Origin of the sequence: Pseudarthrobacter enclensis (assembly GCF_030811655.1) — a bacterium.
Taxonomy (GTDB): domain Bacteria; phylum Actinomycetota; class Actinomycetes; order Actinomycetales; family Micrococcaceae; genus Arthrobacter; species Arthrobacter enclensis_A.
This window is the reverse complement of the sequence record NZ_JAUSRE010000004.1, coordinates 135,806-158,667: the sequence shown is the minus strand read 5'-3', so window position 1 is coordinate 158,667 and position 22,862 is coordinate 135,806. Positions and strand designations below refer to the sequence as shown.

Below are 22,862 nucleotides of genomic sequence, written 5' to 3'. Positions count from 1 at the left end.
GAGTGACGGTTGAAAGAGTGCCTGCGGGACTGGTTGGGGCGACGTCGCACGGGCACCTGCTGGAACTCATCCGCGCCGCGGACGGACTGTCCCGGCAGCAGCTCCTGTCCACCACCGGCATGTCACGGGCCACCCTGTATGAACGGCTGGACACGCTCACCCGGCGTGGCTACATCTACGAAGCGGAGCCGCTGGACTCCACGGGCGGGCGTCCGTCACGGAAGATCCGCTTCGAAGACAGGGGCAGGGTGGTCCTGGCGATCACCCTCGGCCAGACCCACGGCACAGTGAGCATTGCCGACACCGCGGGCAGGCAGCTGCGCTCCTTCACGAAAACCCTCGATGTCAGCGACCCTGCCGAGTCCGTCCTGGGCCCGTTGATCCGGGAAGGGCAGGCGCTGTTGGCCCAGGGGAAGAATGAGACGCTGCTCGGTATAGGTGTCAGCCTCCCGGCCCCCGTGGAGGCCGGCACGGGGCACGTCCGGCACCCCACGACCCTCCCCGGCTGGGCAGCGGACTCCGTAGTAGCAGCGGTCAACGCCTCTTGGGACCTGCCCCTCGTCGTCGAGAACGATGCCAGGGCAGCCGGCCTGGGCGAGCGCAGGAGCGATGCCGAGACCGTGGTCTACGTGAAAGTGGGCACCGGCATTGGCTGCGGCATCGTGGTGGAGGGTTCCATCCTCCGGGGTGCCCACGGCGCGGCGGGGGACATCGGACATATCCGGATGACTCCGGACGGTCCGCTGTGCCGGTGCGGCCGCCGCGGCTGCCTCGCGGCCTACAGTTCAGGCAGGGCACTCAGTGAGAAGCTCAGCGCACGGGGCTTCAAGAACATGGCAGCCATCCGCGCCGCTGCGGGGGCGGGTGATCCTGCGGTGCTCGGGGCCCTGGAATCGGCGGCGGAAGTGCTGGGCAGCGCCCTGGCCGCCACGGTCACAACGCTCAACCCTGACCGGCTGGTCCTGGGAGGGGAAGTGGGATCCATGGACTTTTTCGCACAGCAGGTGGGAGAGCGCGTCCTCGCCGATGTGGTGGACCGGATCGGCGAAGGCCTGGTGGTGGAAACCGGGCACCAGGAAGACGTTGCTGCCTGTTCGGGGCTCGCTACCCTTGTGATGCGGAAGATTTTCGCCCCGGGAGCTGTGGACCAGGTGTTTTCAGAAGAAGCAGTCCGCACGGCATCCGGCAACCCCCGGCGGTAGCAGGCAGGACATCCAGAAGCGAAAGCAGGTCTGCGCATGGCACGCGTCTTGATCACCGGATCCACTGACGGGCTGGGCCGGGCGGCAGCGGCCTCGCTGGTGCAGGCCGGCCACGAGGTGATCGTGCACGCCCGGTCCTCCCGCCGGCTCCCCGCGGTCCAGCACCTCCTGGACCGCGGTGCGCAGTGCGTCGTCGGCGACCTTGCCAACCTGGAGGAGGTCCGGCAGCTAGCGGACCAGGCGAACGGAATCGGCGGTATCAGCGCCGTCATCCACAACGCAGGCGTGCTGAACGGCCCTGCACTGCTGCCGGTCAATGTCGTCGCCCCGTACCTGCTGACCGCACTCATCCCCGGTCCGCGCCGGCTGGTCTACCTCAGCAGCGGGATGCACCGGGGCGGCGACACCGGACTGGACGGCCTGGATTGGACCGGACGCACGACGACGGCCTCCTACTCCACCACCAAGCTGCACGTCACCGCGCTCTCCGCAGCGGTGGCCCGGCTGTTTCCTGACGTCACCAGCAACGCCGTGGACCCTGGCTGGGTCCCCACGCGGATGGGCGGGCGGTCAGCGCCGGACAGCCTGGAACTGGGCCACCGCACGCAGGAGTGGCTGGCCACCAGCGATGATCCGGCGGCGCTGGCCAGCGGCGGCTACTGGTACCACCAGCGCCGGCAGACGCCGCATCCGGCAGCCCACGACTCCCAGTTCCAGGACGCCCTCCTGGCGCAACTCGCGGAACACACCGGAGTTACCCTGGACGCACTGCGCTGACCCCGTCGACTGCTGAGTACTTGTCGTTTTCGCGCCCCATAACGACAAGTACGGAGCAATCGATGGGGTTTTGTGCCGGTACGGAGCAGTGGATGGGGTTAGGAGGCGCTGAGGCGGCGTTCGACGTCGGCCGCTTCCGGGTAGGCCGCCTGGGTCCCCTTGCGCGTGGTCGCCATGGCCGCGGCAACGGAGGCGAACGCAGCGGCATCCGCGAGCGCATCGCCCGCTGCGAGCCGGACGGCAACCGCCCCGGTGAAGGCGTCTCCGGCACCGGTGGTGTCCACGGCACGCACCTCGGTGGGCTGGACTAAGGTGACGCGGGCGCCGGCAGGTGCACCCGCGTCCAGCACCACGGAGCCCTTCGACCCCAGGGTCACCAAAACCTGCCGGATCCCGCGGCCGGCGAACCGGGAGCACACCGCATCCCACTCCGCAGCGGGGGCACCGGCACCGGGCACGTCCGATCCCAGGAACAGCGCGGCCTCGTGGGCGTTCACCAGCAGGACGTCCGCCAACTCGGCCAGGGCTGGGGGGATCTCCGCGTAGGGCGAGAGGTTCAGCAGGACCTGCGCGCCGGCGTCGTGCCCTGCCTGCGCCGCCGCCAGCACCGTCTCCATGCTGACCTCCAGGCAGAGGCTGACGACGTCGGCCCCCTCCAGGACGTCCGCAGCGCGGGTCACGTCGGCGGGTGACAGCGTCCCGTTGGCGCCGGCGGAGATGATGATGTTGTTTTCGCCGCGGGCATCCACGGCGATCACGGCAACGCCGGTGGGCTCCCTGGAAGTGCGCACATGGCTGACGTCCACGCCTGCCCCGGCGACGGAGGCCTCGAGCATGTTGCCGTTGGCGTCCTCCCCCACGGCACCCACCAGGCTGACGTGCCCGCCCAGGCGTGCCGCGGCGACTGCCTGGTTGGCACTCTTGCCGCCGGGGTTCACAGCGAACCCGTTTCCGTGCACCGTCTCGCCGGGCTTCGGCAGGCGGTCGCAGTAAATGGTGAGGTCGGCGTTGAGGGAGCCGACGACGACGATCCGGCCTGGGTGCCCAACGCCCGCGCTGCTCATGCGGCCACCTCCGCCTCAACCGGCTTGGGGATCAGCAGCGACGCGGCGAACGCAGCGACGGTCAGCGCCAGGCCCACGAGGACGACGGTCAGGTAGGAGGCACCCGCATCGCCGAGGGCCGACGTCGCCACCAGCACGGCGGGCAGGATCAGGAAGCTGAGGCCGGCGCCGAGGTTGAACGCGCCGGCGTTCATGCCGGGCAGGAAGCCGGGGTTGCGTGCGGGCGAGAGGACAACGCCGAGTCCGTTGAGCATGATGTTGACGGTACCGGCGTACATGATGCCCAGCAAGACCGTACCGAAGATCATCAGCGGCAGGCTGTGCAGGCCCAGGAACGCGATGACTGCGAGCGCGGCGATGCTGCCCAGGAGCCCGATGCGCAGCACCTTGGTGTAGCCGAGGACCGGGGCCAGCCTGCCGCTGAGCGCACCCACCAGCCAGCCCAGCAGGGCGTACGGGGTGAGGATGATCAGCGACATCTCGGTGGGGCCAACACCGAACCCCGGCGACCCAGCCTGGACGTAGGCCGGAACGATGCCGTTGATGACGGCGAAGATGCCGGTCATGGTCAGCGTGGTGGTCAGCAGCGGGGCCCAGGTGGAACGCTGGCGCAGGTGGACGGTTTCCACCATGGGCTGCGCGGCGCGCTGTTCGGTCCGCCAGAAGGCAAGGAACGCGACGGCGGAGACAGCCACCAGCGCCAGGCTCAGCATCAGCGTGCCTGAGTTGAAGCCTCCCACCAGCTTGGAGCCTTCGTTCAGGGCGGTCAGCAGGGCACCGACGGCCACCACGATGAAGAACACGCCCAGCCAGTCCATGCGGGTTCCTGCGGCGGGCCTGCTTTCGGAAGCGAGGAACACGATGAGGGCTGTGGCCGCGGCGGCGAGGACCACCATGAGCCAGAAGATGCTGCGGAAGCCGTAGTGCTCGGCGAAGTAACCGCCCACGAAGGAGTCCACGCCGGCCACACCGCCATTGACGGCGGTAATAAGGCCCATCAGCGTGCCGTACTTGCGGGGGTTGCTGACGGCGGAGCGCAGCATGATGAGGCACAGCGGGACGGTAGGTCCGCTGACGCCCTGGATGATGCGGCCCACGAAGAGCCAGGTGATGTCCGGGGCGAGCGCGGCGATGACGGAGCCCACGGCCATGAGCAGCATCATGCCCACCAGGACCTTCTTGCGGCCCACGATGTCGCTCAGGCGGGGCAGGAACAGGGAGAACAGGGCGGCGGCGGTGAAGAACCAGGTCTGGGAGAGGCCGATCAGCGCCTGGTCCGCCTTGAGTTCCTGGCCCATGGTCACCAGGGCGGGGCTGAGCATGGAGGCGTTGAGCTGGAACGCTACGCAGGCGGCCAGCAGGGCGGTCATGAGGGCGGCGATGGTGCCGCGGCCGGTCTTGGTTTCAGCCATGGTTGCGGTGGCCATCTACTTGACCCCTCCGGCGGTGAGGTGGGCACTTTCCGGGCGTACGACGTCGGCCGTGCTGCCCTGGGTGCCATCCGCGCCTCCGCTGCTCCCGGCGTCGTCCGCCTTGGTATTGGCGCCCGGCTCACCGATGCGGACCAGCGCATCGGTAACCAGGTTCCAGAACCGTGCGTGGTCCAGGTCCACGGCCACGCTGGTGTGGCAGTCCGCGGGTGCCGGGGCGCGGAAGTCGGCCACGGTCATGCCCAGGGTGAGCGTGCCCTGCAGCTCGATGTTGACGGGGACCTTGCGGGTGCTGACGATGCTGGGGTCGATCACGTAGGCCACGGCGCAGGGGTCGTGGACGGGCGGGAAGTCGAAGCCCTGGGCGTCCTTGTAGGTGTGGGCGAAGAAGTCCATCAGCTCGGTGACGAACTTGGCGGGGCCCGTGCCGATGGCGGCGATCTTCTCCACCACCTCCGGGGTGGCCAGCGCCTGGTGGGTGAGGTCCAGGCCCACCATCACCACCGGCCACTTTTCGTTGAAGACGATGTGGGCGGCCTCGGGGTCGATGATGATGTTGAATTCGGCCACGGCGCTCCAGTTGCCCACGTGGTAGCCGCCGCCCATGAGGACCACTTCCTTGACGCGTTCCACGATGCGCGGTTCCTTGCGGGCGGCCATGGCGATGTTGGTGAGGCCGGCGGTGGGGACGAGCGTGACAGTGCCGGGCTCGTGCGCCATGACCGTGTCAATGATGAGGTCGACGGCGTGGCGCGGGTCCAGTTCGATGGTGGACTCGGGCAGTGCGGGGCCGTCCATTCCGCTGTCGCCGTGGATGTCCGGCGCGGTTTCGATGCTGCGCACCAGCGGGCGGGGGCAGCCGGCTGCGAAGGGGACTCCGGTGATGCCGGCGATGGTGCCGACGGCCAGGGCATTGCGGGTGACTTTTTCGAGGGTCTGGTTGCCCACCACCGTGGTGACGGCCAGGAGTTCGATGTTGGGGTTGCCATGGGCCAGCAGCAGGGCCACGGCGTCATCGTGGCCGGGGTCGCAGTCCAGGATGATTTTCCGGGGTTCTGGTGAACCCGTCCGGCGCTGGCTCGCTTGGGGATTTGGTTCCACGATGGTGCTCCACGTCATTGGGGCCTGCCGGGGCAGGGGTTTTGAGTATTCCGGGAGGAATCATGGCAGGGTTGTGTTGCCCGCGTCAAACGCTTGACGTCCGTCCCGCGTTGTCCCACGTCAAACGCTTGACGCCTTGCCCTGCCTGGGGCTGCCCGGCGGCGACTAGGATCGGAGTATGGATTCCGGGGAACAGGTGCAGCAGCGGGCGCGGCCCCGGCGGGTGACGGCAGCCATGGTTGCTGCGCGAGCAGGGGTTTCCGTGGCCACGGTGTCGCTGGTGGCCAACGGCAAGACGGCGGGCCGGGTGTCCGAGGACAACATTTCCCGCGTGCGGGAGGCCATTGCCGAGCTGGGCTACGTGGTGGACGGGATCGGCAGCTCGCTGGCCCGCGGGGTGAGCTCCATCGTGATCCTGGTGGCGCCGGACATCTCCAACCCGTTCTTCGCCAAGGTGATCGGCGGGGTGCGGGAATCGCTCGGACCCACCTACCAGCTGCTGCTGTCCGTCACCGAGTCGGGCGAGTTCCCCAAGGCCGACGACGTGCGGAAGCTGATGTCCCTCCGGCCGGCAGGGCTCCTGGTGGACGCCCCCAACGCAGGCTTCTTGGCCGACCTTTCAGTGGGCGGCCCGCTGGTCCTGCTGGATGCGCCGGGCCTGGCATCCGTCGCCCCGGCAGTCAACCTTGACGTTGCCCATGGGGCCAGGGAGCTGGCTGCGCACCTGGCAGGGGCCGGCCACCGGCGGGTGGCCTACCTGGACAGCATTACGGGGACGGAGACCTTTACCATCCGCCGGGAAGCATTCCTGGCGGAGGCCGCGGCGCGGGGAATGTCCGTAGATCCCAGCCACATTCCCGCCACCACCATCGACGTCGGCGAGGCGGCTGCTGCCTTCGCCGCCGCCTGGCCGGAGTGGCAGCGCGAAGGGGTGACCGCCGTCGCCTGCGCCACTGACACGCACGCCTATGGTGTGCTGCAGGAAGCCCGGGTGGAGGGGGTCCGCATTCCGGAGGAGCTGGCGGTGGCCGGCTTCGACGACCTGCCCTACTCAGCCACCAGCAGCCCGGGCCTGACCAGCGTCCACCTGCCCGCGGAGCTGCTGGGGCTGAAGGCCGGAGAGCAGCTGCGCCGGCTGATGGAGGGGCAGGCGCTGGAGCAGGAGGAGCTGACGCTGGAGAGCTCGCTGGTGGTGCGCGGCTCCACGGTGGCCGCCGCGACGTAGGGCCTTCGTGCCCGGCCCGTGTCGCACCCCGGCCGTAAGCTGGGATTATGCCGAGTAACTGGGAAAGCCTGGACGCGCCGCTGCGTGAGTCTGTGCAGCACAACGTGGAGATCTATGAGCGCGTCCGGCCTGCCCTGAAGCTGGTGACCCGCGACGTCCTGCTGACCCTGCGGGACATGTTGAAGGACAGCGAGGTGACGCCGCTCTTCGTCACCGGCCGCACCAAAACGGTGGAATCCTTCAAGGAAAAGATCTCCCGCACGGAGGAACCGCTGGAGCCAGGTGGACGCAGGCTCCTGAAGTTCCCGGACCCGTTCCGCACCCTCAATGACATGGTGGGCATCCGCGTCATCACCAAACTGCCGGCGGAAAACGCCGTGGTGGCCAACATCATCAAGCGGCAGCGCCAGGTTTTCGACTGCCGTGGGGACCGGGAGAAGGACATCGGGTCCATCGAGTCCGGTACCTATGGGTACTCCAGCCGGCACCTGATCCTGCGGACCATCCAAAACGAGGCCGTCAAGGAGTACCAGCAGGTCTTCAACCCGGACGTTCAGCCCAACGGCAGCTACTTTTTCGAGTGCCAGATCCGCACCATTTTTGCCCACGCGTGGAGCGAGATTGAGCATGACATCCGGTTCAAGGCGGAGGATCCGCGCGCCTGGACGCCGCACTTTGACCGGCAGTTCACGGCCACCGCGGCCATGCTGGAAACGGTGGAGACGGCCTTCGCGGACCTGCACGAGCGGTATGAGGAAGTCCGCAGCTACTGGGACATGGACGGCGAGGGGGCAGCGCCACTCACGCCCAACCGGATCCGCGACGTCTGGCGTACCCTGCTCCCCCACGTGGACCGCAAGGTGGACGATGACTGGGGCTGGGCGGCGGAACTCCTCGCCGCGCACGGGCTGAACCAGACCATGCAGCTGGCCGGGCTGCTGAACGCCAACCGCATTACTGAAGTGCGCAAGGCCCTGGACCACCGCTACTCCCCCGGTCCGGACCGGCTGCTGGACGACCTCCTGCTCTGGCAGTACGGCACAAGCCATGTGGACCTGACCGCCGAGGCGCCCGACGTCGTCCCGCACCCCCGGCGCGACAGCCTGCTGCGGCGGCTGCGGCAGATCGAGCGGTACAGGATGACGGCGAAGTAGGGCTTTGTCGTTGAAACCCACGCAGGTGGTTCTGTCCGGTTTCGGTCCGGTGGGGCAGGCCTTTGTTGCTGCGGTATCGGCGCATGATTCCTTCCTGGAGATTGCCGCCATCCGGGGTCACGAGACGGAGGTCTTCCTTGCTCCCGGCTCCGCCGTGCCGGAGCGCTCCTCCTGGGCGCCGTTGCGGCCAATCGAAGAGACGCTGGCCCTTACCCGGGCTGACGTCCTGGTCCAGGCACTGCCCTCCTCGCCTGAAGCTCACTCGCGCGTGTTGCAGGAGGCTATTGTTGCCTTGAGGAGCGGCGCCGACGTGGTGACAGCGACCAAGAGCCACGTCCTCAGCCATTGGCGCGACCTTGAACGTGCAGCGGACGAAGGCGGGAGCCGCATCCGCATCTCCGGAGCCACGGGCGCGGCGCTTCCCACGGCCGACACCGCCCGTGTAGCACTGAGGGGCATGGGCTGCACGGCTATGCGGGCCTGTCCGAACGGAACCTCCAACTTTGTGTTGGATGAACTTGCCCGTGGTGTTGAACTGTCCGCCGCGGTGCTGGATGCGCAGCGGCGCGGCATCGCCGAGGCGGACCCTTCCGCGGACCTGTCCGGGAAGGACGCAGCCACGAAGGTGCGCCTCATTGCAGGGCTCCTGTGGGACTGGGACGTCTCCCGGATTGCAGTAGAGACAGAGCCGATCGACTCCACCACGCCTGCCAGGGCTTTGGCCGTGGCCGCTCGGGGACTGCGCCTCCGCGCCGTGGCCAGCGCCTCCCTGGACCAGCCCATGGCGGTCAGGGTGCGGCTTGAGGCAGCGGCACCGCCGGACCCGCTCTCCTCCATCACCGGCCCGGAAAAGGCGATGGTCTTTAGGTGCCCCGAAGCCGGCGACATTACGGTCCAGGGCGGCCGGTCCAGTCCCTTGGGGGCGGCACTGGCAACGCTGAAGGACGTATCCAACCTCGCAGGGACAAAAGCCACCGGCTTTCGATAAGGAGCCAAGTAAGGAGCACAAAGCCAGCAAGAGTGCTGTTCATTATATCGAACTCCATCCACTATGCTGTACGCATGACTTCCACCAAGACCGTGGCCATCGCCGTCCCGCTCGAAGCCGAGCTTGTGGACCAGATCCGTGCCGTTGATCCCTCCGTTACCGTGCTCCACCAGCCGGAGCTCCTGCCGCCCGAACGCTTTCCGGCCGACCACGCCGGGGATCCCGCCTTCCAGCGGACGGAGGAACAGGAGGAACGCTATTGGGCCATGCTCAACAGCGCCGAAGTGCTGTACGGATTCCCCAACGAAAACCCTGCAGGCCTGGCCCGCATCGCCCGGGAAAACGCCAGGCTGCAGTGGGTCCACGCCATGGCTGCCGGTGCAGGGGGAGCCGTGAAGGCGTCCGGCCTTGACCAGGACATCCTGCAGAAGTTCAAAATCACCACGTCAGCAGGAGTGCACGCCCTGCCCCTCGCGGAATTCGCCGCGATGGGCATTCTGAACGGCTTCAAACGGACCGCAGAGCTGGCCCAGGACCAGGCCGCCAGGAACTGGCCCAGCCTCCGCGTCCCCACCCGCCTGGTGAACGGGTCCAGCCTGGTGGTCAGCGGCCTGGGGGAAATCGGACTGGAAACGGCCCGGATTGCCAGCGCCCTGGGTATGAAGGTCAGCGGCACCAAACGCAGCGTGGGACCCATCGACGGCATCGAGCGGGTGGTGGACAACGCGGAGCTGCCGGCCCTACTGGCCACGGCAGACGCCGTCGTCAATACCCTGCCGGGCACCGCCTACACGGAAAAGCTGTTCAACCGCGGGATGTTTGCCGCCATGAAGCCGGGAACCATCTTCGTCAACGTGGGCCGCGGAACCGTGGTGGACGAGGACGCCCTGCTGGAGGCTCTGGACAACGGCCAGGTGGGCTACGCCTGCCTGGACGTCTTTGCCATCGAGCCGCTGCCGCAGGACAGCCCCCTGTGGAACCACCCCCGGGTCATGGTTTCACCTCACACCTCGGCCCTCAGCGCCGCGGAAAACCGCCTGATCACCGAGCGGTTCTGCAGCAATCTCCGCACCTTCCTCGACGGCGGGGACCTGCCCCACCTCGTGGACACGGTCCACTTCTACTAGGACGGGGCGGAAAAGCGATGCGCATCGCCAGAATCAGGACCGCGGAGGGTGCCCGGCATGCAGTGGAGCGGGACGGCATGTGGCACCACATTGTTGACCCCTTTGAGGAGCCCTTTCAGTACACCGGTGGCACCACCGCGGACAGCGAGGCCATATTCCTTGCCCCGGTAGAACCCAAAGTAGTGATCGGCATTGGCCACAACCGGACGCTGAACAACCACCCCCTGCCCATCCAGGCGTGGCACAAGTCGGTCCACACCGTGGCCGGCCCCGGTGATGCCATCGGCGCGGTCCGGGACCAGGGAACGGTGAACGCGGAGGGTGAGCTCGCCGTCGTCATCGGCAGGACATCAGCAAACCTGACCGCAGAGAACGCGCTGGACCACGTCCTGGGCTACACCTGCGTCAACGATGTCACCAACGTGGACCAGAACCTGGTGGATGAGCGGAACTTCCAAGGCAAGGCAGGGGTCAACTACACACCCTTGGGCCCCTGGATTGAAACCGGACTTGCGGATCCCGGCCAGCTGGCCATCGACGTCTACGTCAACGGGAGGGCCAAGGCCACCTCCGGGACGTTCAACCTGCCCTCCACCGTGGTGGACTGCCTTATCTACGTCACCGAGTGGCTGACCCTTGAACCGGGCGACGTGGTGATGACCGGAGCGCCCGCCACAGTGGTCGCCATCGAACCCGGGGACCGGGTGGACGTCGTGGTGGAGGGCGTTGGCACCTTGAGCAGCATGGTGGCCTGACGGCGAGCAGCCGAGGCCGCCGGGGCACTTATGATGGATTGCGTTCAGTTGACTGAACGATCAGCGAAGTCCGCCCGGCGACCTAAGGAGAATCATGGCCGATTCCCATGCCCCCGCTTCACCCGAAAAGCCGGGAGCCGCGTCGCCTGCGCCGGCAGTCACGCGGGCAGCTGCGGTACTGGACGCCCTTGCCGCCTCTGCCACCGGCCGCCTGACACTGAGCGACCTCTCGCGCGAAGTGGGGATCCCCAAGTCATCCACCTCCAACCTCCTGCTGGCCCTGGAGGAGGCCCGCCTGATCAGCAGGCAGGGTGCCGAGTTCACCCTGGGCCGCAAGCTGGTGGAACTGGGCGCCGCCTATCTTGGCCGGATGGATGAGGTCCAGGAGTTTTACCGGTACTGCGAACAGGCCTCGGTCCTTTCCCGCGAGACCGTCCGGATCGCCATGCTGGACGGCGCCAACGTCATTTACCTCGCCCGGTACGAGGGCCATCCCGCAGTCCGCCTCACCTCCAACATCGGTGACAAGATGCCGGTATCCCTGTGCGCGGTGGGTAAGGCGCTGGTAGCCCGGCTCAACTGGCACGACATCGAGGAAATGTTCCCGGACGACGCCGAACTGCCGGTCCTCACGCCCAAGTCCCTGCGGACGGGCGCTGAGCTGAAGGCCCAGCTGAGGGAAATCCGCGAACAGGGCTTTGCCTTCGAGGATGAGGAGTCCACCACCGGCGTGGTGTGCCTCGCCGTCTCCGTTCCCACCCGCGGAGCCCACGGCCCCAGCCTGGGCCTCTCCGTGACGGCCCTCGAGGCGACCTACACCCCGGAGCAGGGTGCCCAGATGGTCAAGGAACTGCAGGAGCTGGCCCATTCGCTGGGCAACCCCATGGGATAGGCGAACACCGCGCCGCCGGCATTTTGTCATTCAAAACCTAAAACTATTGCCAGTCGTTCAGCTTGCTGTATTGTGTTCAGCATAGTGATCGACACAACCGGTGTTGTCACTATGCCACCAGGCCAACGGGGGCCTGGAGCGCATTAGAGGGAGTTCTCGTGACAACTCGTACTAACTCACCGCAGGCCACCACGGACGGCGCCGTCGTCGATCCGGACCAGCTGCGAAGGGCAACACTTGCCAGCTCCGTGGGATCCGCCCTGGAGTACTACGACTTCTACATTTACGGCCTTGCCTCGGCCCTCATCTTCGGCCCGCTGTTCTTCGCGCCGCTCGGCGAGAGCGGAGCCGTCATAGCCTCCTTCGCCACCTACGGCGTCGGGTTCGCGGCGCGTCCCTTCGGCGGCGTGGTATTCGGCCATATCGGGGACCGCTTCGGCCGCAAGATGGTGCTGATCCTGACCATCGGCCTGATGGGCCTGTCCAGCTGCGCCATCGGTCTCCTGCCCACCTTCGACCAGGCAGGAATGCTGGGAGCGGTACTCCTGGTGACGCTGCGCATCCTGCAGGGCCTGGGCGCCGGCGCCGAGCAGGCAGGCGCCACCACCCTCATCTCCGAGGTAGCCCCGCGCCGCCGTCGTGGTTTCTTTGCCTCGCTGCCGTTCGTTGGCATCCAGCTGGGCACCCTCCTCGGTGCAGGGACTTTCGCCCTGATGGCCCTGGCGGACAAGCAGCTCCTGCAGGGCTGGCTGTGGCGCGTTCCGTTCCTGGCCAGCATCATCCTGATCATCATTGCCATCTTCATTCGGCTCCGGCTCAAGGAGACCCCGGTCTTCCAGGAACTGGAGAAGCACAAGGCCGTGGTCAAGAACCCGGTAGGCCAGATCTGGAAACACTCCAAGAAGAACGTGCTGGTCGGCATTGGCCTCCGCATGGGGGAAAACGGCAACTCGTCCATCTACTCCGCGCTGCTGGTGTCCTTCATCAGCATGCCGGCCGGCGTTTTTCCGGGTGACAAGTTCATCGGCCCCACCGGCCTGCTGATTGCCGCAGGCTTCGCAGCGGTGCTGGTGGTCGCCTTCGGCGCCCTGTCCGACCGCTACGGCCGGGTTCCCGTCTACCGCTACGGCGCGCTCTTCCAGGCCGTCATCGCCCTGCCCGCCTTCTACCTGGTCACGCTCGGCAACGTCGCCCTCGTCTGGGCGGTCATGGTGGTAGGCATCGCCCTCGGCGTGCAGTCCATGCTCGGCCCCCAGTGCGCCCTGCTCCCGGAACTGTTCGGCTCCCAGCACCGCTTCACCGGAGTGGCCCTGAGCCGTGAGCTCTCCGCGGTGCTCGCCGGAGGCTTCGCCCCAATGATCGGCGTCGCGCTGCTGGCAGCCACCAACCATTCCTGGCTGGTACCCGCGCTCTACTCGCTGGTCCTGGCGGCGATCTCGTTCGTCACCACGTTCTTCACTCCGGAAACGAACGGCCGCGACCTGGTGGTCGTTGAGGACGCCAGGTGACCAACGACGCCGGTCCCTCCACAGCCACGGCGGGTACCATCCGGCGCGTCGGGTCGTAGGGCTCGGGCTCATGGGCGCTCCGATGGCGGCGAAGCTGCTCAAGGAAGGCTGGCAGGTCAGGGGATGGAACCGCTCCCCCGCCGCCGTCCGGGACCTCGAGCAGCTCGGTGGGACCGGCGTCGAACACGTCGCGGAGTTGCGTGAGGAACCCGTCATCATCTTCATGCTCGCCGATCTTCCGTTCATCGAGGAAGCAGCGGCGGGACTCCTCGAAGCCTGGCGGACCGCGCCCCCCGCGCCGGGAACACTGCTGGTGGTAATGAGCAGCGTCTCACCCGTGGCGGTCCGGGCGTTTGGCCGCGCCGTGGCCGACGCAAGCGACGGGAACGCCTCGGTGCTGGACGCACCGGTCAGCGGAGGCACGGACCGCGGCACTTGCCGAGGCCGCCGAGCTTGCGGCGAAGGACTCCACCCCCACGGGGCCGGCGAAGTTCATGCACAAGGACCTGTCACTTGTGCTGGAAGCGGCGGGCAACGCCGGAGCCGCCGCGCCATTGGCTTCCGCTGGCGTTGACCTCTACGCGCAACTGGTGGCGCAGGGCCTGGGGGACCTGGACCTGGCTGTGGTCCGGCAGGCAATTGCCAATCTGGCCCGGCTTTAAGCTGCGTTACCCCGGAAACCCGGGTCCCGCCGTCGTATGGGTCCTAAAAGTGGGCCAGCCTGGCACCGCTTCGTCGCTTCGAAAGGCGCCACGGCTGCTATATCCTGTTCTTTTCCCGTCCGGGCCAGGGGAAGGCAGGACACAGCACGTCGAATGGCCCCGTAGTGACACCCAGCAACGAATTTTCCAGACCCGCCTATGGCAACATAGCGCGCGAAGATTTCCTCGACTGCCCCACCGGGCTCGTGGAGTACTACTTCGACGAGGGCGTCTTCCACTGGTCGGACAGCCTGTACCGTATGTACGGCTTTGAACGGGGCGACGTGGTCCCGTCCATGGAAATGGTCTTTCCGCACCTCGAGCCTGAAGACCGGCCAAGAGTCCAGGCCTATTGGGACCACGTATCGAGCGTCGGCGGCCCCTCATCCATCTACGTGTCCATCCGGGACCGCAAGGACCGCCAGCACAAGATGCTTTTCTCGGCGGACCACATCCTCGACGGTGACACCCCGATCGGAGTCTGGGGTGTGGTGGTGGACCTCACCGAGTCGATCCACACCGACCGGCACCAACTCGCCACGGAGGCGGTGGCCGCGTCGGCCCTCAACCGGGCGGTCATTGAGCAAGCCAAGGGCGTACTGATGGGACGCACGGGCATTGATGCGGACAAGGCCTATGCGCTCATAAACCAGCTGAGCCAGGACACGAACCGCAAGGTCTACGCCATTGCACATGACATCGTGGAACGCGTAACCACCCGTGCCGGGGATCCGACCAACAGGGACCATCCGCTGCTGTAGGGCGGACCGGTTGCGGGCGCTTCTGGCAAACGCGGGCGCCGGTGACATATTGCGACATGTCCCCGGGCACCCGCACATGGCTGCGCCTATTCTGGGGACGAGCCACGCCTTGTTGCACATCCCGCCCTGCCGGAGGAAGCCATGCCCCATCCCGCACTCCCCCTTCGCAAGCTTGGATTCCTCACCATCGGCGTGTTCGATCCGGCAGATCCTGCCGCCGGCCATGAATCCACGCTGCAGATCATCGGACTCGGCGAGCGGCTGGGCTTCGACAGCGCCTGGCTGCGCCACCGGCACCTCCAGTTCGGAATCTCCTCACCGGTTGCGGTCATGGCTGCCGCCAGCCAGCGCACCTCCCGGATCGAGCTTGGTACGGCCGTGACCCCGCTGGGCTGGGAAAACCCGCTTCGGCTGGCCGAGGACCTGGCCACTGTGGACCTGCTGGCCGGGGGACGGATCAACCCGGGGGTAAGCGTGGGCGAACCGATGAACTATGACACCGTGAAGCATGAGCTGTACCCGGACACAGCAGAGCGTGAAGACTTCAGCTACGCCCGCGTGGAACGGCTTGGCCGCCTGATCGCCGGGGAAAAGGTCAGGGAATTCTCCGGCAAGCAAGGCGTGGTGGAGGAATTCTCCAACCGGGTCGAGCCCCACTCGCCCGGTCTCCGGGACCGCCTCTGGTACGGGGCCGGAAGCACTAAATCGGCCGTCTGGGCCGGCGCCCACGGCTTCAATCTGCTCTCCAGCAGCGTGATCTTTCCGGACAAGGACCAGGAACCGGACTTCGCCCTCGTCCAGCAGTCGCAGATCCGCGCCTTCCGTGAGGCGGCTGGCGCCGCTGGATATTCCGGGGCACGGGTTTCGCAGGGTCTGGTGGTGATCCCCACCGACTCGGCGACTGCGGCGCAGCGGGAGAAGTACCAGCAATACGTGAACGAACGCACCCCCCGCACTGCTGCTCCGCAGGGCCCAAGGGGCATGATGTTCGCCCGGGACCTGATCGGCACCAGCGAGGAAATCACGGAGCAACTGTACGCCCACGCCGGCTTCCAGGAGGTGGACGAAGTGGCGTTTGCACTGCCGTTCAGCTTCGACCACGGGGACTACGTCCAGATCCTGACCGACATCGCCGGCAAGCTGGGGCCCGCCCTGGGGTGGGCTCCTTCCCAGGCGGGGTAAGGGCGCCCAGCCGCCAAGGTTGGTGCGGTGCCCCTCGGGGGACAGACGGCGGAAGCTGTTGTCCCGCACCCCAGACAGCGCTCCTGTCCCCCCGCAAATGGACGTTTTGCGCAAATGTGGACTGACCACTGTGGACTGACCATTGACCGACAGTCGGTCCCAGCCTAGTATCGTGCCATTACGCTTTCCGGAAAGTGGAAACCCCCTTCCATTCTTGTTGCAGACAAAGGAGTCTCTTGTGACAGCGTTCCAACAGATTGTCGACCCCCTGGGGTCGCTCGCCCTTGCAGCGGTGCTGGCGGCCCTCCCCCTGATCCTGCTCTTCATCCTCCTCGGAATCTTCCGGACCAAAGCTTGGAAGGCGGCAGTGGCCAGCCTGGCTTTGTCCATCCTGCTGGCGGTCGTCGTATGGAGGATGCCGGTTGGCCAGGCCCTCAGCGCCACCGCCGAAGGAGCGTTCTATGGTTTCTTCCCAATTCTCTGGATCCTGATCAATGCCCTGTGGGTCTACCGGCTGACCACGGAAACGCGCTGGTTCGGAGTGCTCGGTGCAACGATCAGGTCCGTCTCCGCCGACCTTCGGATCCTGACCATCCTGATCGCGTTCTGCTTCGGGGCCCTTCTTGAGGCCCTCGCCGGCTTCGGTGCCCCGGTGGCAATCACGTCCGGCATGCTCATGGCGGCGGGGATGAAACCCCTCAAATCCGCGGCGGTTTCGCTTCTCGCCAACACCGCACCCGTTGCCTTCGGCGCCATGGGATCGCCCGTCATCGCCCTGAGCGGCGTCACCGGCATCCCGCTGGCAACCGTTTCGTCCATGGCCGGACGCCAGACGCCGTTCCTGGCCCTCATTGTCCCGCTGCTGCTGGTGTTCATCGTCGATGGCAAGCGCGGTGTCCGCCAGACGTGGCCAGCCGCCGTCGTGGGAGGCGTGGTGTTCGCCATCGTCCAATTCCTTACGTCGAACTTCTTTACCGTCGAACTCACGGACGTCCTCGCCGGCATTGTCGCCACCGCCGCCGTCTTGCTGCTGCTGCGCGTGTGGAAGCCCGCCCAGACGATGACTGGTGACGAATCCGGGGCCGTGGACGGGGAAACGGAATCCATTGCGCTGGCCACGGGGACCGCCTCAGTCAGCCGCAGGGCAGGCGCCACAATGGTCGACGGCGGGAGGACCGGCGAAGCGGCGCGTCCCAGTCAGGCCGGCCTGGGGCCAGCAGGGGAACCGGGTGTTTCTGTGCGCCCGTCGCCCCGTGAGATCTGGATGGCGATAGCGCCTTACCTCGTGATCATCGCCGTCTTCTCCCTCTCCCAAATACCGGCCGTCAAGTCCTGGCTGACTGCTGCGGGCGGCTTCTCGTTCAGCTGGCCGGGGCTCGACGTGGTGGGATCCAATGGCAAGCCTGTCTCCTCACAGACCATGCGTTTCGACCATCTCAAGGCCACCGGAACGCTGCTGCTTATTTCCGGCCTCATCACCCTGGTTCTCTACCGGATCCGCTTCGGCGCGGGCGTAAAGATCTACGTCAAGACCCTTTCGATGCTCAGGTGGACGATCCTGACCGTATGCTCCGTCCTGGCCCTTTCGTTCGTCATGAACCTCTCGGGGGAGACCGGAACCCTCGGCGTTGCCCTTGCCTCTACGGGCGGGATCTTCGCCCTGATCTCCCCGATCCTGGGTTGGATCGGCGTCGCGCTTACCGGCTCGGACACCTCCGCAAACTCGCTTTTCGGCCAGCTCCAAGTCACCGCGGCGTCGCACGCCGGCCTTTCACCGGTACTGATGGCGGCCACCAACTCTTCGGCTGGCGTCCTGGGCAAGATGCTCTCCCTGCAAAATCTTGCCGTAGCCGCGGCCGCTGTGGGCATCGACGGGCTCGAAAGCACCCTGTTCCGCAGGCTTCTGGGCTGGAGCGTCGCCCTCCTGGCACTCCTCACCATCCTCGTCCTGCTTCAGACCAACGTCCTCGCATGGATGGTGCCGTGAGCACCCGTCCGGCCCCATCCGCTCCCCTCCAAAACGATCCGGAAAGTCCCATCATGACCGTTCACACCGCCTCCCCCGCCGCGCCCACCTCCTCGCCGACAGCGGCAGTGCTGGGAGCACACCCACAGGCCACAACGGACGCCGATGCCCGCAAGGCCGCAGCCACGGACCGTTCCGGCTATATCCCGTCCACGCTTCCCGACGGAGTGGTCGTCGCCCGGGGGGTTGATGACGTCGTCGAGGCCCTCCGCCTCGCCCAAGCCCACGGCGTCCCCGTTGTCCCGCGGGGAGCGGGTACCGGCCTCGCCGCCGGCGCCAGCGCACACGAAGGCGAGATCGTGCTCGATGTCTCGCGGATGAACCGCATCCTTGCCATCGATCCCGTGGAGATGACTGCCATCGTCGAACCCGGGGTAATCAACGCGGAGGTCAATGCTGCCGCAGCCCAGCACGGGCTCTTCTACGCCCCCGATCCCGCAAGCACCGCGATCTGCTCGATCGGCGGAAACATCGCCACGAACGCAGGAGGTATGTGGTGCGCGAAGTATGGCGTCACCCGGGAATCGGTGCTGGGGCTGGTTATTGTGCTGGCAGACGGACGCATTCTTCGGACCGGCAGGAAGACCATCAAGGGCGTCACGGGCTATGACCTGAACGCCCTCTTCATCGGCTCCGAGGGAACCTTGGGCGTGGTCGTCGAAGCCACGCTTCGCCTGCGCCCCAAACCCGTGCGCACGGAGACCCTGGCAGCCTACTTTGCCGACATCGAGGCAGCCGGCCGGGCCGCCTCCGCAATCACTGCGGCCCGCATCCAGCCGTCCATCCTGGAACTGATGGACGGGCCCACTCTGGAGGCCGTGGACCTGGCTGAGGGCACCAAGCACCGCGAGCTCGGCGGAGCCTTCCTCCTTGCCCAGACTGACGGCTACGGTGCCCACCTCGAACTCGACGAGATTGTGCAGGCGATCAGCCCATACGCAACTTCGATCCACCGGGCCGCAGATGCAGTGGAGGCCGAAGCCCTGGTCAAGGCACGGCGTGACGCGATCCCAGCCCTGGAAAGGCTTGGGCGCGTATCGATCGGCGACATCGCGGTGCCCCGGAACCGCCTTGCCGAGGCGTTCACCGGGCTCGAAGACATTGCCGCCCAGAGGGGAGTGCGGATTTTCAGCGTTGCGCATGCAGCTGACGGCAACCTCCACCCGATGCTCGTCGTCGACCCCCACGAATCAATCACGGAGGGGCCTGCGAAAGCCGCGCTTGGGGACATGTTCCACCTCGCCCAGCGCCTCGGCGGCACCTTGACCGGCGAACACGGCGTAGGACTGTTGAAACGGGAGTGGGTCGGCGAGGAGATCGGCGAAACGTCCCGGTCCCTGCAGCAGGCCATCAAGGGCGTCATTGATCCCGCGGGGATCCTCAACCCCGGCAAAGCCATTTGACATGGCGTGCCCTGAGCACCGGCCAAGAACACCCCCGCCCGCCCACCACACAAATTTCCTTAACACCGAACTCTTTAAGAGGAGCAACAAATTATGTCGTCGCACGTGAAGACAAATGGACTCAGCGTCGCGGGAGGACTCTATTCCTTTGTCCAGGATGAGGCACTCCCCGGCACCGGGATCGAACCGGAGGCCTTTTGGGCAGGGGCGGCAGCCCTTATCGGGGAGTTTTCCCCGCAGGTTCGGGAACTGTTGGAAACACGGGACCGGCTGCAGGAGCAAATTGATGAGTTCCACGGCGCCCAGCCCGGTCCGGTCGACCCTGACGCGTACGAGGCTTTCCTCCGCTCGATCGGTTACCTGGTCGACGAACCGGAAGACTTCAAAATCACCACCGCCCGCGTGGACCCTGAAATAGCCTCGGTCTCGGGCCCCCAGCTGGTCGTGCCGCTGCTGAATGCACGCTTCGCCGCGAACGCGGCCAACGCCCGCTGGGGTTCCCTGTACGACGCGCTTTACGGCACCGATGCCATCGACGAGGCGGAAGGGCGCGAGCGCACCGGCGCCTACAACCCGGTCCGCGGTGCTGCCGTCGTCGCCCGCGGCCGCCATTTCCTCGATGAGAACACCCCTCTGGCGGAAGGGTCGCACGCAGACGTCACCGCGTACCGCGTCGTCGATGGCATCCTGGTCGCCGAGAACGCCCATGGCAGTACGGGCCTGGCCGAACCTTCCCAGTTCGCCGGCTACCACGGGACCGGGCTGGAGCCGGACGCGGTTCTGCTGGTGCACCACGGGCTGCACATTGAGATCCAGATCGACCGGAGCCATCCCATCGGGGCGGGTGACGCCGCAGGCGTGAAAGACATCGTCCTTGAGTCGGCTGTCACGACGATCATGGACCTTGAGGACTCGGTGGCCGCAGTGGACGGCGAGGACAAGGTGGCAGGCTACCGCAACTGGCTCCAGCTCATGCAGGGAACCCTCACCGCTGAGGTTGAAAAGGGCGGGAAGACCCATGTCCGGCGGCTCAACCCCGACCGCGTCTATACGGCTCCCGACGGATCCGGACTGACCCTCCCCGGCCGTTCCTTGTTGCTGATCCGCCAGGTCGGCCACCTCATGACCAGCGACGCCGTCCTCGACGCAGACGGCAACCCAGTGCCCGAGGAGATCCTCGACGCGCTCTTCACCGGCCTTGGCTCCGTTCACGACCTTCGCGGACCACATGCAGGGAGCAATTCCCGGACCGGGTCGGTCTATATCGTCAAGCCCAAGATGCACGGGCCCCATGAGGTAGCCGTTGCCTGCGCCCTGCTCGCCCAGGTGGAATCCGTCCTGGGCCTGGACCCGCTCACACTCAAGATCGGCATCATGGATGAAGAGCGCCGCACTTCCGCCAACCTCAAGGCCTGCATTTGGGAGGCCCGGGACCGGGTTGCGTTCATCAACACAGGCTTCCTGGACCGCACCGGCGATGAGATCCACACATCGATGCTGGCCGGACCGATGGTCCGCAAGGCGGACATGCGCTCCACCAGCTGGATCAAAGCCTACGAAGACGCCAACGTCGACATCGGGCTCGAGTGCGGCTTCGCCGGCCGGGCGCAGATCGGCAAGGGCATGTGGGCTGCGCCGGACAACCTGGCGGACATGCTGGAGCAGAAGATCGCCCACCCCCTTGCCGGGGCTGACTGCGCGTGGGTCCCGTCCCCCACTGCTGCGACCCTCCACGCCATCCACTACCACCAGGTCGACGTGGATGCCCAGCAGGCGCAGCTCGGTCACGAACGCCGCTCCACGCTGCGGCAGCTGCTCACCATTCCCGTGGGAAACCCGGCTGAATGGGACGCCGACTCCCGGCGCAACGAGCTGGACAACAACATCCAGAGCACCTTGGGCTATGTCGTTCGATGGGTCAACGCCGGCGTCGGCTGCTCCAAGGTCCCCGACATCCACGGCACGGCGCTGATGGAGGACCGCGCCACCTGCCGGATCAGCTCACAGCACATTTCGAACTGGCTCCTTCACGGCGTCATCACTGAACAGCAGGTGGAGGACTCACTGCGGCGCATGGCCGAAGTAGTGGACGCACAAAATGCCACCGACCCGGACTACCTGCCGCTTGCCCCGTCCTTCAGCAGCGAAGCGTTCCTGGCGGCCCGTGAACTCGTGCTGGAGGGAGCGGCACAACCCTCCGGCTACACCGAGCCAATCCTCCACCGGCGCCGCGAAGCGCAGAAGCACACCACCGACCTCGCCAGGAGCGCATCATGAGCCTGAACCTCGACACCGCCCAGTCCATCATCGCCGAGGCCCTCGCCGCCGGACAGCAGCACGGCTTCAAGCCACTGACCGTCGTCGTACTCGACCCCGGAGGGCACGTTATTGCCGCGGCGAGACAAGACGGCGCTTCCAACAGCCGCTTCGAAATCGCCCACGGCAAGGCGTACGGCGCACTCGCCCTGGGCATGGGCTCGAGGGCGCTTATGGAACGGGCTGAGCAGCAGGCCTACTTCATCGCTGCCGCAGCTGCAGCCATCGGCGGACGCCTCATCCCCGTCCCCGGCGGAGTACTCGTCCGCAGCAGTGAGGGCACCATCCAAGGAGCCGTCGGGATCAGCGGTGACACCTCGGACAACGATGAGACGGCCGCATCCAAGGCCATCCAGGCGGCAGGGTTGACGGCACAGGTAGCCTGACCCGCACTGCACTGCTGGAACCCAGCCCCCTGGAGACTTCCTCTCCAGGGGGCTGGCGCGTATCCGGGCTCAGATGGCCTTCCCGTAAAACCATTCAATGTGCTCACGGACCAGACGCGCTGCCAGAACCCCGTCCCGGGCCTCGACAGCGTCGAAGATGCCGTGGTGGTGGGCCCGAAGGACGTGCACCACCTCTTCCCACGCCCCCTGCCGGACAGCGGCGTCGCTGATGTAGTCGCGGATCGCCTCGCGCATCGATTCCATCATGGTGCTTACGACGACGTTGCCGGCCAAGGCGCTCAGGGCGACGTGGAATTGGGCGTCCAGGAGGGTGAATATCTGGGAGGGCAGGCCGTCGTCGTCCATCGCCTCAAGCAGCCTGCGTGCGTCGTCGATTTGTTCAGGAGTCCATGGTGCGGTTGCGGCATGCTCAAGCGCCCACGTCTCAGTCATGGTCCTGGCCTCGACGATGTCCTTGAGGGGGAGCTGATGGCTCGCGACGTGCATGCGCAGGGCTCCGCCGAGGGCTGATGACGGGTTCGAGACCACAATGGTCCCTGAATTGGGCCCCGAGCCCGTCGCCGAACGGACCACGCCCATCACTTCGAGCGCCCGGATGGCGTTGCGCACGGAGGCACGTGAAATGGCGAACTGTTCCGCGAGCGCACGTTCACCGGGCAACCTGTCACCGAGCTTGAGGGCCCCGGAGCGAAGGCTCTCCTCCACATGGCGGAGCACGGCATCATGTGCCCGGGCGGCGGTGAATTCAGACATAGACCAATCATGCCGCAGCGGAGTCCCGGAGAAGGTCCCGCGCAGCCGATTGGGCTGACGTCCGGGGTAGTGATTCCCCGCGCCGGACCG

20 protein-coding genes and 1 pseudogene are annotated in these 22,862 nt (G+C 66.6%); 17 read left to right on the top strand and 4 right to left on the bottom strand.

The annotated features are described in order from the left end of the window. Positions 1-2 precede the first annotated feature (2 nt). Together J2X98_RS05535 and J2X98_RS05530 are read left to right on the top strand one after the other, a co-directional pair. Complete coding sequence (locus J2X98_RS05535) at positions 3-1,202, top strand: ROK family transcriptional regulator (protein WP_307305250.1); 1,200 nt, start codon at positions 3-5, stop codon at positions 1,200-1,202. A 36-nt stretch (positions 1,203-1,238) separates the two neighbouring features. Beyond that, on the top strand, positions 1,239-1,979 hold the full coding sequence (locus tag J2X98_RS05530) for an SDR family NAD(P)-dependent oxidoreductase (protein WP_307305248.1): 741 nt from the start codon (positions 1,239-1,241) through the stop codon (positions 1,977-1,979). A gap of 98 nt (positions 1,980-2,077) precedes the next feature. Here the strand turns inward: J2X98_RS05530 and J2X98_RS05525 are convergent, their stop codons facing one another. Genes J2X98_RS05525 through uriH form a run of 3 tightly spaced genes read right to left on the bottom strand, consistent with a single transcriptional unit; the run spans position 2,078 to position 5,592 of the window. After that, complete coding sequence (locus J2X98_RS05525) at positions 2,078-3,043, bottom strand: ribokinase (protein WP_307305245.1); 966 nt, start codon at positions 3,041-3,043, stop codon at positions 2,078-2,080. Next, positions 3,040-4,470 (bottom strand): uridine transporter UriT, encoded by a 1,431-nt coding sequence (gene uriT, locus J2X98_RS05520; RefSeq protein ID WP_307305243.1) that lies wholly within the window; start codon positions 4,468-4,470, stop codon positions 3,040-3,042. Before uriT ends, J2X98_RS05525 begins: the two co-directional genes overlap by 4 nt. Beyond that, on the bottom strand, positions 4,471-5,592 hold the full coding sequence (gene uriH / locus J2X98_RS05515) for a uridine-preferring nucleoside hydrolase UriH (RefSeq protein ID WP_307305237.1): 1,122 nt from the start codon (positions 5,590-5,592) through the stop codon (positions 4,471-4,473). Positions 5,593-5,752: 160 nt separating this feature from the next. On the opposite strand from uriH, the gene J2X98_RS05510 reads away from it, so the two are divergent. The 15 genes and pseudogenes from J2X98_RS05510 (at position 5,753) to J2X98_RS05445 (ending at position 21,998) form a co-directional block, all read left to right on the top strand. Then, positions 5,753-6,799: a LacI family DNA-binding transcriptional regulator gene (locus J2X98_RS05510; RefSeq protein ID WP_307305233.1), complete on the top strand. Its 1,047-nt coding sequence runs from the start codon at positions 5,753-5,755 to the stop codon at positions 6,797-6,799. A 47-nt stretch (positions 6,800-6,846) separates the two neighbouring features. After that, the gene (locus tag J2X98_RS05505) at positions 6,847-7,953 is read left to right on the top strand and encodes a GTP pyrophosphokinase (RefSeq protein ID WP_307305230.1); all 1,107 of its coding nucleotides are present in this window, start codon (positions 6,847-6,849) and stop codon (positions 7,951-7,953) included. A 10-nt stretch (positions 7,954-7,963) separates the two neighbouring features. Then, positions 7,964-8,941, top strand: coding sequence for a hypothetical protein (locus J2X98_RS05500; protein WP_307305228.1), 978 nt, complete (start codon positions 7,964-7,966; stop codon positions 8,939-8,941). A gap of 74 nt (positions 8,942-9,015) precedes the next feature. Next, positions 9,016-10,068, top strand: a complete 1,053-nt coding sequence (locus J2X98_RS05495; RefSeq protein ID WP_307305226.1) for a D-2-hydroxyacid dehydrogenase — start codon at positions 9,016-9,018, stop codon at positions 10,066-10,068. Positions 10,069-10,085: 17 nt separating this feature from the next. Next, entirely contained in the window at positions 10,086-10,823 is a 738-nt protein-coding gene (locus J2X98_RS05490; RefSeq protein ID WP_307305224.1) for a fumarylacetoacetate hydrolase family protein, read from the top strand. A gap of 94 nt (positions 10,824-10,917) precedes the next feature. Next, entirely contained in the window at positions 10,918-11,715 is a 798-nt protein-coding gene (locus J2X98_RS05485) for an IclR family transcriptional regulator (RefSeq protein ID WP_307305220.1), read from the top strand. Positions 11,716-11,873: 158 nt separating this feature from the next. Next, on the top strand, positions 11,874-13,223 hold the full coding sequence (locus J2X98_RS05480; protein WP_141944660.1) for an MFS transporter: 1,350 nt from the start codon (positions 11,874-11,876) through the stop codon (positions 13,221-13,223). A 70-nt stretch (positions 13,224-13,293) separates the two neighbouring features. Continuing rightward, positions 13,294-13,590: pseudogene (locus J2X98_RS22305) on the top strand (NAD(P)-binding domain-containing protein); the annotation flags it as partial. Continuing rightward, a complete protein-coding gene (locus J2X98_RS22300) occupies positions 13,577-13,885 on the top strand; it encodes an NAD-binding protein (RefSeq protein WP_444964465.1) in 309 nt (102 codons plus the stop codon). The pseudogene J2X98_RS22305 and the gene J2X98_RS22300, both read left to right, overlap by 14 nt. 164 nt (positions 13,886-14,049) lie before the next feature. Then, positions 14,050-14,685, top strand: a complete 636-nt coding sequence (locus tag J2X98_RS05470) for an ANTAR domain-containing protein (protein ID WP_307305216.1) — start codon at positions 14,050-14,052, stop codon at positions 14,683-14,685. Positions 14,686-14,826: 141 nt separating this feature from the next. Next, a complete protein-coding gene (locus J2X98_RS05465) occupies positions 14,827-15,867 on the top strand; it encodes an LLM class flavin-dependent oxidoreductase (protein WP_307305213.1) in 1,041 nt (346 codons plus the stop codon). Positions 15,868-16,105: 238 nt separating this feature from the next. Further along, entirely contained in the window at positions 16,106-17,854 is a 1,749-nt protein-coding gene (locus J2X98_RS05460; protein WP_141944665.1) for an L-lactate permease, read from the top strand. Positions 17,855-17,907: 53 nt separating this feature from the next. After that, on the top strand, positions 17,908-19,296 hold the full coding sequence (locus J2X98_RS05455; protein WP_307305209.1) for an FAD-binding oxidoreductase: 1,389 nt from the start codon (positions 17,908-17,910) through the stop codon (positions 19,294-19,296). A 93-nt stretch (positions 19,297-19,389) separates the two neighbouring features. Beyond that, positions 19,390-21,573: a malate synthase G gene (locus J2X98_RS05450; protein ID WP_307305208.1), complete on the top strand. Its 2,184-nt coding sequence runs from the start codon at positions 19,390-19,392 to the stop codon at positions 21,571-21,573. Further along, positions 21,570-21,998 carry a GlcG/HbpS family heme-binding protein gene (locus J2X98_RS05445; RefSeq protein WP_141944671.1) on the top strand — a complete coding sequence of 143 codons (429 nt, stop codon included), beginning with the start codon at positions 21,570-21,572 and terminating at the stop codon, positions 21,996-21,998. Before J2X98_RS05450 ends, J2X98_RS05445 begins: the two co-directional genes overlap by 4 nt. Before the next feature lie 69 nt (positions 21,999-22,067). Here the strand turns inward: J2X98_RS05445 and J2X98_RS05440 are convergent, their stop codons facing one another. After that, positions 22,068-22,772 (bottom strand): FadR/GntR family transcriptional regulator, encoded by a 705-nt coding sequence (locus J2X98_RS05440; RefSeq protein WP_141944673.1) that lies wholly within the window; start codon positions 22,770-22,772, stop codon positions 22,068-22,070. Positions 22,773-22,862 lie beyond the last annotated feature (90 nt).

Coding starts and splice junctions, on each gene's coding strand:
- J2X98_RS05445 (WP_141944671.1), top strand. CDS start 21,570: ATGAGCCTGAACCTCGACACCGCCCAGTCCATCATCGCCGAGGCCCTC.
- uriH (WP_307305237.1), bottom strand. CDS start 5,592: ATGACGTGGAGCACCATCGTGGAACCAAATCCCCAAGCGAGCCAGCGC.
- J2X98_RS05505 (WP_307305230.1), top strand. CDS start 6,847: ATGCCGAGTAACTGGGAAAGCCTGGACGCGCCGCTGCGTGAGTCTGTG.
- J2X98_RS05510 (WP_307305233.1), top strand. CDS start 5,753: ATGGATTCCGGGGAACAGGTGCAGCAGCGGGCGCGGCCCCGGCGGGTG.
- uriT (WP_307305243.1), bottom strand. CDS start 4,470: ATGGCCACCGCAACCATGGCTGAAACCAAGACCGGCCGCGGCACCATC.
- J2X98_RS05450 (WP_307305208.1), top strand. CDS start 19,390: ATGTCGTCGCACGTGAAGACAAATGGACTCAGCGTCGCGGGAGGACTC.
- J2X98_RS05485 (WP_307305220.1), top strand. CDS start 10,918: ATGGCCGATTCCCATGCCCCCGCTTCACCCGAAAAGCCGGGAGCCGCG.
- J2X98_RS05530 (WP_307305248.1), top strand. CDS start 1,239: ATGGCACGCGTCTTGATCACCGGATCCACTGACGGGCTGGGCCGGGCG.
- J2X98_RS05495 (WP_307305226.1), top strand. CDS start 9,016: ATGACTTCCACCAAGACCGTGGCCATCGCCGTCCCGCTCGAAGCCGAG.
- J2X98_RS05440 (WP_141944673.1), bottom strand. CDS start 22,772: ATGTCTGAATTCACCGCCGCCCGGGCACATGATGCCGTGCTCCGCCAT.
- J2X98_RS05525 (WP_307305245.1), bottom strand. CDS start 3,043: ATGAGCAGCGCGGGCGTTGGGCACCCAGGCCGGATCGTCGTCGTCGGC.
- J2X98_RS05465 (WP_307305213.1), top strand. CDS start 14,827: ATGCCCCATCCCGCACTCCCCCTTCGCAAGCTTGGATTCCTCACCATC.
- J2X98_RS05455 (WP_307305209.1), top strand. CDS start 17,908: ATGACCGTTCACACCGCCTCCCCCGCCGCGCCCACCTCCTCGCCGACA.
- J2X98_RS05490 (WP_307305224.1), top strand. CDS start 10,086: ATGCGCATCGCCAGAATCAGGACCGCGGAGGGTGCCCGGCATGCAGTG.